Origin of the sequence: Marivirga aurantiaca, from assembly GCF_016679925.1 — a bacterium.
GTDB classification, from domain to species: domain Bacteria; phylum Bacteroidota; class Bacteroidia; order Cytophagales; family Cyclobacteriaceae; genus Marivirga; species Marivirga aurantiaca.
The window spans coordinates 222,395-236,065 of sequence record NZ_JAEQBW010000003.1 but is presented as its reverse complement, the minus strand read 5'-3'; the positions used below and the strand labels follow the sequence as shown (position 1 = coordinate 236,065).

10 protein-coding genes are annotated in these 13,671 nt (G+C 38.5%); 3 read left to right on the top strand and 7 right to left on the bottom strand.

The features are described 5' to 3' along the window. Positions 1-1,476: a lipopolysaccharide biosynthesis protein gene (locus JKA74_RS08990; protein WP_201430848.1), complete on the bottom strand. Its 1,476-nt coding sequence runs from the start codon at positions 1,474-1,476 to the stop codon at positions 1-3. A 103-nt stretch (positions 1,477-1,579) separates the two neighbouring features. Next, positions 1,580-2,365: an enoyl-CoA hydratase/isomerase family protein gene (locus JKA74_RS08985; RefSeq protein ID WP_201430847.1), complete on the bottom strand. Its 786-nt coding sequence runs from the start codon at positions 2,363-2,365 to the stop codon at positions 1,580-1,582. Between the two features lie 267 nt (positions 2,366-2,632). Here JKA74_RS08985 and JKA74_RS08980 point away from each other — a divergent pair, with 267 nt between their 5' ends. Next, a complete protein-coding gene (locus JKA74_RS08980; protein ID WP_201430846.1) occupies positions 2,633-3,718 on the top strand; it encodes a T9SS type A sorting domain-containing protein in 1,086 nt (361 codons plus the stop codon). A 172-nt stretch (positions 3,719-3,890) separates the two neighbouring features. Here the strand turns inward: JKA74_RS08980 and JKA74_RS08975 are convergent, their stop codons facing one another. After that, positions 3,891-5,849 carry a hypothetical protein gene (locus JKA74_RS08975; RefSeq protein ID WP_201430845.1) on the bottom strand — a complete coding sequence of 653 codons (1,959 nt, stop codon included), beginning with the start codon at positions 5,847-5,849 and terminating at the stop codon, positions 3,891-3,893. A gap of 346 nt (positions 5,850-6,195) precedes the next feature. Between JKA74_RS08975 and clpB the strand changes: the two genes are divergently transcribed. After that, on the top strand, positions 6,196-8,823 hold the full coding sequence (gene clpB, locus JKA74_RS08970; RefSeq protein WP_201430844.1) for an ATP-dependent chaperone ClpB: 2,628 nt from the start codon (positions 6,196-6,198) through the stop codon (positions 8,821-8,823). 119 nt (positions 8,824-8,942) lie between these two features. Beyond that, positions 8,943-9,287: a DUF3024 domain-containing protein gene (locus tag JKA74_RS08965; RefSeq protein WP_201430843.1), complete on the top strand. Its 345-nt coding sequence runs from the start codon at positions 8,943-8,945 to the stop codon at positions 9,285-9,287. Between the two features lie 175 nt (positions 9,288-9,462). Here JKA74_RS08965 and JKA74_RS08960 read toward each other — a convergent pair whose 3' ends face one another. From JKA74_RS08960 to JKA74_RS08945, 4 genes are all read right to left on the bottom strand, one after another. Continuing rightward, the gene (locus tag JKA74_RS08960) at positions 9,463-10,446 is read right to left on the bottom strand and encodes a DUF1028 domain-containing protein (RefSeq protein WP_201430842.1); all 984 of its coding nucleotides are present in this window, start codon (positions 10,444-10,446) and stop codon (positions 9,463-9,465) included. A 127-nt stretch (positions 10,447-10,573) separates the two neighbouring features. Next, positions 10,574-11,164 carry a uracil-DNA glycosylase family protein gene (locus tag JKA74_RS08955; protein WP_201430841.1) on the bottom strand — a complete coding sequence of 197 codons (591 nt, stop codon included), beginning with the start codon at positions 11,162-11,164 and terminating at the stop codon, positions 10,574-10,576. Between the two features lie 96 nt (positions 11,165-11,260). Continuing rightward, positions 11,261-12,205, bottom strand: coding sequence for a proline iminopeptidase-family hydrolase (locus tag JKA74_RS08950; RefSeq protein ID WP_236587636.1), 945 nt, complete (start codon positions 12,203-12,205; stop codon positions 11,261-11,263). Between the two features lie 501 nt (positions 12,206-12,706). After that, the gene (locus JKA74_RS08945; protein WP_201430840.1) at positions 12,707-13,576 is read right to left on the bottom strand and encodes a 3-keto-disaccharide hydrolase; all 870 of its coding nucleotides are present in this window, start codon (positions 13,574-13,576) and stop codon (positions 12,707-12,709) included. Positions 13,577-13,671: the final 95 nt, after the last annotated feature.

Sequence of the window (13,671 nt, the reverse complement as noted above, 5' to 3'; positions counted from 1 at the left end):
TTATAATTTGTCAGAAAAAATCCTTTTTCTTTCATAAAGGAATAACACTCCTATATAGGTTAGGCTCAAAACCAATCCAAGTCCATAGTTCCACCAAATATCTGTTGGCTTAAGCAGAAAATAGAGCGCAATAAATATCCCGGTAAAAACTATATTCCTAACAATTTTTACCATTGGGTATGGGATGTGAAAATACTTTTGCCCACTAATATAACAATAGACCAGCATTACAAAATATGCCAGCACTCCCGCTAAAGCTGATCCTGTATACCCTAATAAAGGCACCAACACCACATTACCAATTACAGTAACGGCAGCTCCCGCCAGACTTATATATATACCATAATAAGTTCTATCGGTTAATTTGAACCAGATACTCATATTTACATACATTCCAAAGAACAACTTTCCCAGTAAAAGAATAGGTACTAAAAACAATGCCTCCCTAAAAGCAGGGCTACTAAGGAATATTTTTCCAATTAATTCAGCATTAAGACTTACCCCCACCCAGATAACGAGGGAGAGTGCCACAAAATAATAAAGAATCTTGGCAAATAGTTCCGGGGCATCTTTATCATCGGCCCGGCTGAAGAAAAAAGGTTCACCTGCATAACGAAATGCCTGAATAGCCAAAGCCATAAAAATGCTAAGTTTAAAAGTGGCGCTGTAAATACCTAAAGCTTCCTTGGCTGTTTTATCTTCATAGAAACCTATAGGAAGTAAATCTTCAAAAATGATTTTATCCAATTGCTCCACCGCTATTCCTGCCATACCCATGAGGAAAATTGGGAACGCATAAACCAGGATAGGTTTCAGTTTTTCCCAGCTCCACATCAACTTGGCCTGCCATAGCTCCTTATAAAGAATAATTACCATGGAAAGGTTGGCCAATAGATTGGCCAAAAACACATAAGAAATATCAAAAGGTTTTTCCGAAGTCCAGCTTACCAAGCCATTTTCTGCCAGGAGTGGCAAGAACCATAAGAATAAGAGATTGAACAATATGTTTAGCACAATACTGCTCATCCTGGTGAATGCAAACTTTTTGGCTTTGGAGGCCAAACGCAGTTTTGCCAAGGGAATCGCCACTATGGCATCTATAAAAAGGATAGCAGCCAAGTATTGAACAATGTAAGGTTCTACAGAAATCTGTGAAAGCCAAATGATTTCAGCGGCAAATAAATATATAAGAATACTGAATACCAAAGAAGTACCCAAAACGGCTGTAAAAGTGATGTTATAGTAGCTTTCCAGCTTATCCCGTGCAGTAAAACGGAAATAAGCCGTTTCCATTCCGTAGGTGTACACTATATTAAGGAAGGCCATATAAGCGTATATTTTCGCTATATCACCAAACTGTGCAGGGAAAAAGACCCCTGTATGCAGGGGTACCAGCAAATAATTCAGTAACCTCCCAAGGATACTGGGCAATCCATACAATCCGGCTTCTCCTGCTAGTTTTTTAAGTGGGTTCATAAAAAAAAGTGCTTCAAAGGATTTAGCCTCTGAAGCACAAATATATTAATTATTGACTCTATCTGTTTTATATGCCAATGTTGTTAATCCTACCAACACAAAATTACTCACCCTTGAATTCTGCAGCCCTTTTTTCCAAAAAGGCTTTGGTCCCTTCTTTGAAATCTTCGGATTTGCAGCAAGAAGCAAAACTGTTGGCTTCTGTTTGATAACCATTTTCACCATCTGCATAATAGGCATTTACACTTTCAATGACCATTCCTATGGCCAAAGGAGCTTTGCTATTGATTTTTTGCAAAATACCCTTTGCTTTGTTGATCAATTCTTCATGATTATCAGCCAGGTGATTGACCAGACCTAAAGACTTGGCTTCCTCTGCAGAAATAAAATCAGCTGTCATCATAAGTTCCAAAGCTTTTGCTTTGCCTATTAACTGGGTCAACCTTTGTGTACCCCCATATCCGGGGATAATACCAAGGTTTACTTCCGGCTGGCCGAACTTGGCATTGGGAGTAGCAATCCGGATATGACATGCCATTGCAAGCTCACATCCTCCACCCAAAGCAAACCCATTGACCGCAGCAATGACAGGTTTATGACATTTTTCGATCATCGAAAAAACTTCCTGACCACTTTCGGCAAATTTTCTGCCATTCATTTCATTGAGCTCAGCAATTTCAGAAATGTCCGCACCGGCTACAAAAGCTTTTTCCCCCTGCCCTGTAATAATCACTGATTTAACCTGATCATTATCATACACTTCCTGAAAAGCTTCGCGCAATTCATCAATAGTGTCTAAATTTAAGGCATTTAGTTTTTCTGCTCTATTAATGGTAATGGTTAAAATACCATTATCATGGTTTAGTTGTAGGTTATTGAAATCTACCATAGATGAATCTTCGTTTCTATTAAGTAACAAATATAGCGCATGCCATCTCAAGTACAAAAGGGAATGATGCTTATTCACTTTTATTAAGTAGAACAAAATAAAATTTGGCAGTATCATCGGGAAAATCACTGCATTCATCTAAGGAATTGTACTTTTTAGATGGAAATAAGCCCTAATCATCGTAAAACAGGCCTATGATGTAAGAATTATATGGTTTTAGAAAGCCGAAAAAATCTATTTGAAATATTAAGCCTGTATATTTGAGACATGGAAAAGTTATACATTTTTATTTTCGTTTTATTCTTAGGGATTGGAAATGCTTTCGGTCAATGTTCAGATAATGGCACGCTAAAAAACAGTGGTGCCGGAGAAATTTTCATCTTCTCTGATTTAATCAATTGCCCAAATGGCGATGTGGTTATTGACGAAGCAGGTGGTGAAGGAATTTTAAGGTTTGCTTCAGACGTGACTTTGAATAGTTTAACCATTAACTTCCAAAACGGAAATAAACCCATAAAAATTGAGATCCCTGTAGGTGTAACTGTGACAATTATTGATGGAGTTACTTTTGGCGGGCAACCAAACAAAGATAAGTTTTTAATTGTTGAAGGAACGCTTGATGTTGGCGGAACTTTGGATTTAGGGGAAATTGAATTTGAAATAGATGGTACTGGAACAATAAATGCTGAGCGAATAGTAGGTGCTTCTGATACTTCATGTACAGATGGTGAAAATGGAGGAACAGGTACTTGCCCAACTATTAATGCCGAGTCCTGTGATGGCAGTGGGTTATGTAATGATTCTGCACTTCCCATAGAACTTAAAACCTTTACTGCTTCAATGTCCAATCACAATGTTCAATTAGATTGGATAACAGCCAAAGAAGAAAACTTTTCCCATTTTGAATTAGAACGCTCTACCGATCAAAAGAATTTTGAGGCATTTGGAATTGTTCAGGGCTTAGGCGAAAGCATGTCAGATGTTTCCTATGCCTTTACAGATAGTGATGCGCCTTATGGTATAGTTTACTACAGATTAAAGGCTGTGGATATTGATGATACATTCGAATACTCCCCTGTAATTAGTATTGAGAACGGGTTCAACGGCCAGTTGAGTGTTTTTCCTAATCCAATTGAAAGTGTGGCTAATATAAAAATCAGAGTGCCTGAGGCCTTTAAAGAGAATTTATCATACCTGGCTTTGTACGACCTGCAAGGAAGTATGGTACAGGAATTCATTGGGTTTGACCCAAGCAAAGACCTGGAAATTAAGCAAGCTTTAAAATCCGGAATGTATTTATTAAAAGTACAGCATAATGGATTGGAAGAAAACATTCGGGTGGTAGTGAAGTAAACTAATTTAGCTGTTATTAAAATGAAAGGCTCTGAAAATTCAGGGCCTTTTTTTGTGCACATTTTGTTCAAAACTTCTAGTGTGGTATATAAATGTCAGTCTTTGTGTTGCAGGTAAAAAACCAATAGCTGGTCCCGACCATAGTTTATTAGGGTGAGGAGAAGTCTATTCATTAATAGATAAAATCATCGAAACGTAACACATCCGGTCGGCCAATTTGCAGCTCATTAAAATTAGTAGGATAATTATTGAACAGACGAAGCTGGGTGGTATCAGGGTAAGTCCCAGGGCTTTTGTAGTAAGTAAAATTCAATTCAATCGTAGGGAAAACAAAACTTTCATTCAGTATACGTACCCCTATTCCGAAAGAGGAAAAAAACTTTTTATGATCAAAAAGCTCATCATAGCTCAACCAATGAAAGTTATTTCTATTGTACAGACTGAATCTACACCCATAAAAATACCAGGAAGTGAAGTAAACAGACTCAAAGGACATAGTAAAACGCTTCTCCCCCAGCGGCCTTCTTTCGCCATCAGTCTGGAACTTGTTATCAATCACCAATGCATTATCCGATCTTCTGTGGATGCCATTTAAATAATTCACATTAATAAATTGTCGGAAAAAAGATTTGCCCGTCATTATCAATGGACTAAAATAATTCAAAGAAGTATTAAATATTCCATCTTCCCATTTATCTCCATTTTTAAAAGCCCCTAAAGCTGTAGTGAAACTTGCATAGCCGATATCTTGAAAATATTCTGCATAGCCTGCTTTTAACTGCCAATAATGCCTGTTATAAAATTCATTATTATCATACCCATAAGTAAATGAAAGTAATTTTCCCTTGGGAATATCCTCCGTACGGCCAAAACCCTTGATCAACCAGCTTTTGGAATAAGTACGGGTGATCAAGGCAGCACTTGCATAATAAATATCGCTATTCATGAAAAAGCGGTTACTATCCTCAGTTACAAAAGGTCTTTCCACATAGGTGGTGCTACTTGCCCTTGTTTGAAGAATCAAATTTGTCCTTTTCCTAAGTTGAAAGGATCTGCCTATCCATAAAGATCCTTCATTTTTTGTGTAAGGAATTTCCAAAAGAGGTATTGATAAAGGCCTGTAAAATTCGGAAACGTGTTGAAGAGAAGCCCCTCCACCATATTTTATTTCAGGAGTAAAGAAGTCCCTCATCAAACTCATCCCTATTTGTTCTCTAAAATAAGTGTTCTCATAAATAAAGGTGCCTCTAATAAAACTGCCCCAAAAGTTGGGTACCCTGTATTGAAAACCATAGCCGTGCTTCGGGTTCTCGTGCTCATCAAAATAATAACTCAGCTGGAAATCACGGGCATAACCCAGAATATTCCGATCATAAATATCAAAATTAAAATCATTCATGGAGGAATAGTTGAGGGCTGCGCCTATGGACACCACATCCTGCGTCACAATTTCTACATCTACAATATCCGGAGTATCCAGCCTGGGGATGAGATAGATTTTGGCATCTCTTATAGTCCTGAGTCGCCTCAAAATACGCTCATTGTCGGCCAATTGGAACGGATCAACCTTTTCTCCGCTTTTAAACAAAGTGTTCTGTTTTATAATACTTTTTCGTGTGGGTACATGTATGTTATTGATGGTTTTAGCATACCAGGAAGTAGCCTTTTTAGTAGTATCCTGAACTGACCCTTCCAATATTGGGATTCCTTTGACTGAAATCTCCCCGATGATTTTCCCTTCGAAAGGTTTAAAAACTTCTTCCCCATTTGAAATAAGTTTTTTATCCGAGATGTCCTGACTGGAACTTTTAAATAGTAAATCAAAAAGCATCCTCGTTACTTCTGTATTTCCTGCCTTGCTTTCTAAAGAATCATAGAATTTATCAGATCTAAAATAAGGGATTGCTTTAATTTGATAGCTTTTTTCTTCCGATAGGAGGATTATTGTGTCTTTTTCCGGCAGGTAAAATGTGTCCTCAAGAATCAATACAAAACCTGATTGCAACCTGACAGAATCTGTGAGTATTTTCTTCTTTACCTTTTGCGCCTCCACTGAGTAATTGAAGCATAGCAATAAAGGAGCTACCAAAAACAACCAGAAAAAATTAGTTAGTTTTAAATTAAAGTCCATTAAAAAGTAAAATTATCAAATATTTATCACAAAATGCTCCTAACCGAGATTTAACGCAGGTTTCTCAAATATGACCAGTGTAAAACGCGTAAACTTAGCGAGATTCGGTTTAGTAAATGGACAAAACATGAGTGACACAATTTAAAATAGTAAATTTTCAAAAATCAAAAATTATTCTCTCAAACAATCGGTAAAATGTTCTGGTTATTTTCACGGAAATCATCAAATTAATGTCATTTCGTCTTTAATTAATTACAAAACACTCTAAAACAAGTCATTTAGTCAGCTTTAAAGGTTTGGTTATCGTTTTGTTATAATAGAAGCAACACCCTAAAATAACAAAGCAATGAATTTAAATGAATACACCATAAAATCTCAGGAAGCGATCCAAAAGGCCGCTGAAATGGCGCAGTCCAACGGGCAGCAAGCTGTTGAGACAGGTCATTTGCTAAAGGCCATCCAACAAACGGATGAAAACGTACTTTCTTTTATTTATAAAAAGTTAAACATTAACAAAGGCTTATTGGAAAACAGGCTGAACGACCTCCTTGAGGGATACCCAAAAGTGAGTGGTTCACAGCCCTATCTTTCCAATGATACACATAAAGCTTTAACGGAATCTAAAAAGTTCTTAAAGGAATTTAAAGATGAATATGTGGCCATTGAGCACCTTTTACTGGGTTTGCTTAAGGCTGGTGACCAACTAAGTTCTATTTTGAAGGATTCCGGCTTTAATGAAAAGGATTTAATCAAAGCAATAAAAGAATTACGTGGAGGAGATACTGTAAAAGACCAAAACGCGGAATCAAAATACCGTTCTCTGGAGCGCTATTCCATTAACCTGAACGAACAGGCCAAGAATGGCAAAATAGATCCTGTTATCGGAAGAGATGAGGAAATCAGGCGTGTATTGCAGATTCTTTCCCGCAGAACAAAAAACAATCCTATTTTATTAGGTGAGCCAGGGGTTGGTAAAACAGCCATCGTGGAAGGGATGGCCCAAAGAATTGTGGATGGCGATGTACCAGAAAACCTGAAAGATAAAATATTAATCTCCCTTGATATGGGACTTTTAGTGGCAGGAGCCAAATACAAAGGTGAATTTGAAGAAAGATTAAAAGCAGTCATCAAAGAAGTAACTGATTCCGAAGGGCAGATTATACTCTTCATAGATGAGTTGCACACGTTGATTGGTGCCGGAGGTGGTGAAGGAGCCATGGATGCAGCTAATCTGTTAAAACCTGCTTTGGCCAGAGGTGAGTTGCATGCAATTGGCGCTACCACCTTGAAAGAATATCAGAAATATATAGAAAAAGATAAGGCGCTTGAAAGAAGATTCCAGGCAGTTATAGTGGATGAGCCATCACAGGATGATGCCATTTCCATATTGCGCGGTATTAAAGATAAATATGAGGTACACCACGGGGTGCGCATTAAAGATGATGCGGTAATTGCTGCAGTGGAACTTTCCAGCAGGTATATATCAGATCGATTTTTACCTGATAAAGCCATTGATTTAATGGATGAGGCTGCTGCCAAAATGAGGATCGAAATTGATTCCTTACCGGAAGAATTGGATGAACTCAACCGTAGAATTATGCAGCTGGAAATTGAGCGTGAAGCCATGAGGCGGGAGAAAAATAAAGACAAGGAATCTGTGATTAACAGAGAATTAGCTGATCTGGATGATAAAAGAAAAGATTTACGCGCCAAATGGGAAAGTGAGAAAGAAGTGATTCAGGGGATTCAGCACCAGAAAGAGCATATTGATAAATTGAAATTTGAAGCAGAACAAGCTGAACGTGCAGGCGATTTTGGCAAAGTAGCTGAAATCCGATACGGAAAACTCACAGAAGCCGAAGCTAAACTCAATGAGTTCCAAATCCAAATGAAAGAGATGCAGTCTTCCAGCCACCCGCTTTTAAAAGAGGAAGTAGGTTCTGAAGAAATTGCAGAAGTAGTGGCTCGCTGGACTGGTATTCCTGTAACTAAAATGCTGCAAAGCGACAGGGATAAACTATTGCAACTGGAAAAGGAATTAGGAAAACGAGTAGCTGGTCAGAGGGAAGCCATCACCGCTTTATCCGATGCGGTACGAAGAAGTCGTGCAGGATTGCAGGATCCAAGAAAACCAATAGGTTCTTTCATATTTATGGGAACCACAGGTGTTGGTAAAACTGAGTTGGCCAAAGCGCTGGCTGAGTATCTGTTTAATGATGAAAATTCCATGGTACGGATAGATATGTCGGAATACCAGGAAAGGCATTCTGTCAGCAGATTGGTAGGAGCGCCTCCGGGCTATGTGGGCTATGATGAAGGCGGACAGTTGACCGAAGCTGTAAGAAGAAAGCCTTACTCGGTCATTCTTTTGGATGAAATAGAAAAAGCACATCCGGACACCTTCAATATTTTATTGCAGGTATTGGATGACGGTAGGCTGACTGACAATAAAGGTAGACTGGCTAATTTCAAGAATACGATTATCATCATGACTACCAATATTGGTTCAACCTTAATTCAGGAACGTTTGAACCCGGCTAATTTTGAAGGAGATGAGTGGAAAAAGGATCAGATTTTATCAGATACCAAAAATGAGGTGTTTGAATTGCTGAAAAAGTCGGTGAAACCCGAATTCCTGAACAGGATTGATGAGATCATCATGTTTGAGCCATTGAATGAAGAAATTTTGAGAGAAATTGTCAGCATCCAATGGAAAGATATTCAGAGGCGATTGAAAGAAAATGGCATTCAGGTTGATGCAACTCCGGATGTACTCGATTATCTGGGAAGAATAGGTTACGATCCGCAATTTGGAGCGAGACCATTAAAAAGGCTGATTCAGAAAACTATACTGAATACGCTTTCCAAGCAGATTCTTTCAGGTGAAATCAGTAATGATAGCACAGTGCTGGTGGAAATGGAAGATGGAGAAATAGCCTTTAAGAATGTTGAAGATATCGAGATAGAGGAATAAGTAAAGCTCTGTGATACACTGTCTCACAGAAAATTTTAAAAGCCGTAGTGAAAGATTTCGCTGCGGCTTTTTGTATTTTTAACTTAATTCTAAGGATTAAGAAATATTGCTAGTGTAAGATGGGATTAGATGCTTTAAAAACAACGGACATAATTGAGGTAATGGAAAACTTTCTTGAAAAAAGAAGACCACCAGAAGAAATAAGAGATAAACTGGACATCTCCTATAAAATAATTGATCAAAGCATCTTTATTTTTGAGATTCGACCACGCTGGAATAAACCGGAAGAACAAATGCATATTGAAATTGCAAAGGCAACTTATGTGAAAAATAAGGATATTTGGAAAGTCTACTGGAAAAGAGCTGACCTAAAATGGCACCCATACGATCCGCCCACCGTAAAAACGCTTCATGAATTTACTGAAACAGTTAATAATGATGAATACGGCTGTTTTTGGGGATAAAAATATATTAAGTTTTTATTGTATCTAATTTTCAACTGAGGTGAATGACGGTTCTTTACTACTATTGTCAAGATGTTTGTCTTAAGTAATTTTCAGGATCAAAAATCGAGATAATAATGATTCGTGAGACACGAACCATGGGAGAGATCAATCATAGAAGAGATTGCTGGAAAAACTACTTAATTAACTTCTTCAACTCCTCCTCAGAAACATTCAACAATCCAACTTTAGGTAAACGTTTAGTAAGCTCTCTCCAGTTTTCGTCTTGCTTATAAATGCTTTGCAACATATCAGATGCTTTATCAATTTTATGATCATTGGCTAATGTGATAGCTGTCCAATACTGCATCTCCAGGTTAGCCGGAAACATTTCCATGGCTTTATTATATTCTTCCATGGCCTGCTTCATCTCATTCTTTTCTACATGTAAATCCCCTTGGTTCATGTGTTCATATGCACGGTAAACCTTCAATAAACGATCCAATTCCTGCACCGGGTCTGCATGATCATCTACTCTTAAATCGAGCAACCTGTCGTTCCAGGGCTCATCTGTAGCTTCCGGTGCTACAATCAATAAGGCAGCAGACTGTTTCCCGCGTATATCTCCTTTTTCATTTTGTGCGGCTTTTAATACCTCCACCATTCTTTCAGCTAAAGGTAAACCTCCATTCTCTTTCCATGCTTTCTCCATGGCAGGCACTACCTTATCATTCAGCATCATATTGGCCTGAACAGAGAAATTTTCTCCATTGGCATGCCCCGCCTCATCAATACAGCTTTTTCCGGTATGAGTGGCTACTCGTCCTTTTGTATCTAAGATAGCCACTTGCCTGAATTCCCTGCCTTCATCATCACTCAATAATATATCCAATGCTTCCTGAGGTGATTTACCTTCTTTCAACAAAGCAAGCCCACGCAATCCAAATGATTTGTTGGTGAAGGATTGTGTAGCCACCACGCCCACCCCGGCTTCTCCCCAGGAAACAGCTGTCCCTACACTAAACCAATGGCTTTGTACAGCAACGGCCATTTCCCCTGTATTGGCATCCCGCGCCACAATGGAATAAGTATGCGCCAATGGATCAGACGGTTTTTGGTTTTGGGCTAAGATCTGTAGAGGTAATATAATTATTAAGAGTAGGATTGTGATGCGAAGCATAGCTGTTCAATTAATGTAAAGTGATCTAAATATAAAGATATTCAGGAGGAAGTCCATGAATGTTTGATCAGTATTTTTTAATATTTATGATGCTGGAATTACGAATAATTTATCCGGAAACCTACTTTCACTTATGACTTAGAATTCGATTTACTTCATTTTTCAGTACCGGCAGCACTTCAGCTTTAAACCATCGATTTTTGGCTTGCCAGATATTGTTCCTTGGAGATGGATGTGGCAGAGGGAAGAATTTTGGAAGGTATTCTTCAAAATTTTGAACTGTTGCAGTCAAGTTACCTTTAGCACTTTTATTCAGGTAGTGCTTTTGTGCATATTGGCCTGCTAAAATAATCAATTCCACTTGACCCATCTCATTCAATAACTTTTGGTGCCACATAGGTGCACATTCCTTTCGGGGTGGTAAATCTCCGTTCTTTCCTGTGCCGGGATAACAAAAGCCTGCAGGAATAAGAGAAATCATGTGAGTGTTATAAAAAATTGATTTACCAACTCCCATCCAGCTTCTTAAATTATCCCCACTTTTGTCGTTCCAGGGGATGCCGGTTTCATGTACTGCACGACCGGGAGCTTGTCCAACTACCACAATTCTTGAAGAAACTCCTGCGGTAAGTACGGGATTTGCTCCGTGAGGCAGGTGATTTTTACAAACATTACAGCCTTTGATTTCCTGCAAAAGCTTATTTATATTATTAGCCATTCAAAAGCAACAGATTCAGATTTCCAGATAAACACATGGGTAGTTAATTCTCTTTGGGTTCGAAAAGTTCAGAAAATGAAAGCTAAGAAATAGCTATCACTTCTCTACCTCCTGCAAGAATTGGTGTATGGCTTGATTATATTGACTGCTGTTATCTTTCATAGTAGCATGACCTGCTCCTTCAATTACCTTAAATTCTGAATTAGGCACTAAGCTTTGGAAGTGTTTTACAGTTTGCGGTCTGGCTTCATCATATTCACCGGTTACAAATAGTACAGGAACTTTAACCTCTTTCAATGCTTCCTTATTATCATAGCTTTTCAAAATGCCTGTCGCAGTAAATTCACTTGGCCCCCACATATTGTTGTAAATAAATTTATTGGAAGGCGCTGGTATGGTATCCCATTCATGTCCGCCATAATCAGTCCTTAAGCCGAAGTTAGCCCAGTAAATAGAATCAGCATATTTGTATTCCTTTGTGTTATAATTACCACTTTCCTCTGCCTGAGCAATCAGGCTTTGAACGGAATCAGGCAAGGAACTGATGAGTGTATCGGCATCGGCTGCCCAAACAGGGGTGCTTACATACGGACTGCTAAAGATAATGCCTTTAACTCCTTCAGGATATTTCTGGTAATATTCCAACTCCAGCGCAGCTCCCCAGGAGTGGCCGAGTAAATAATATTCCTTCAAATTTAAATGTGACTTCAATTCACGCACTTGCTCTACAAATTTATCTACCTTGAGCAAGGCAGTATCTGTATGGTGATCTGACCGGCCACTTCCCAACTGATCGAAAAGGATAATCGGTCGATTTTCACTTAATGGTGTAAGCTCGTAAAAATAACAATGCGTACCTCCAGGGCCACCATGCATTAGAAGTAGCGGTACCTGGTCGCCTTCACCAATAACTTTATACCAGATCTTTCCACCCTCTACCTCCACATATCCCTCTTCGGCTTGAAGCGAAGGATTGGATTGGCAGCTAATGCATAACAGAAAAACAGAAAGTAGTGTGAGGTTTTTAAGGTGATTCATCATTAATTAGAAATTTAAGTTTCAATTTAAAGAGAAAAAATTTAATTGAATGAATTGATGACACTTAGTAAGTTATTATTCTCCACAGATCTTGAGAATAGAGTCGTTAATCTCTGCATGTTTCTCTAGTCGCTGATTTAATGACGGATTATTCTATTTAGGCCAATCATGAAAATATAGTTCCGTTATTAAATATACTCTTAATAAACATATAGTACATTTTCTTTTAAAAATTCTGGCAATATAAAAAACCTCGGAGTTTTATGTTTGCGCATTAAATTGAGGTTAGCTATTGATCTCAACTTTCTCACCAAATTTTATTCTTAATCTTTTGTCTTGATACAAAAGATAGAAAAAATCCCCGCTGTGGCGGGACAGGCAAGACAAAAAGATGCTTCAGCCCTACAGCCAACGCGCTCCCCGCCTTTTTGTCCTCCAGCCCGCTTTCTCGAGCAAAGTTTATGTGGTTTTCGAACATTCGAGTATTTACCAAAAGTAACCTACTTAAAATAAGGATGTATATTCGTTCGGAAGAGATGTCAATTCTCTGATTTTGATATCCTTATAATACACTTCAGCAGCTTCACTTTGCAGTTGAATTTTACCTTTAGTGAGAGGAATAGCTTTTCCATCTTCTACATAGCGGGAATTTTGCAAAACCATGACGACTTCTCCATTTACGATATGGATACTTTTGTCTTCAAAGCAGATCAGGTCTAAAGTGTTCCATTCACCTTCCGGTTTTTCATAATTAGCACTACGCAAGACAAGCCCTGCAATTTCTTCCCCCTCACCCACTGGAATAAAATTTTGACTTACATCAGCCACCGGGTTCATAATATACTCCGGAATGTAAGCTCTAATATCAATTGCAGAATTGGCCTGGCTCCAATAGTCGCCCATGTGGCCTTCCATTATCTGGAATTCCTGGGAAAGCATCCAGCTTCTCCAATATTCTGCCCCCATTGGCCCAACGGAATGGTAGAGAATGCCTGAATCTTTCAATAGCTTTTCTCTAGGCACCCACTTTTTATCCCCCCATTTCACTTTAAGTTGCAAATGATAATTGGCATATTCTTCTTTGCTGATCACGCAACCATAAATCTCTCCGCTTACTTCCAAAACCGGTTCCTCTTCTTCCTTCACGATTGTAAAAACATCATAACCGTCCGGATTTAAGCCAATGGGCTCAATGAGATTTCCTTTTTTATCCTTCGGCTGCTCGCCCTTATACCCGAGTTGGTGTTTATAACTCAAATATTGATCCCACTGTGACAGTTCCGGATCGAGGAGATAAGTCCACACCTTTTCTTCTTTATCCTGGCAGGAGCTTAAAACAGCAAGAGTTAGCGTGATAAATAATAGATTTTTCATGAGGTTGAAGATAGGATATTTTTGGTTCTATGCCCCCTTTAAAAAGGTTAAACCCGCAAGGTTTCCAAAACTTTGCGGGTTTATAAAAATAAAAA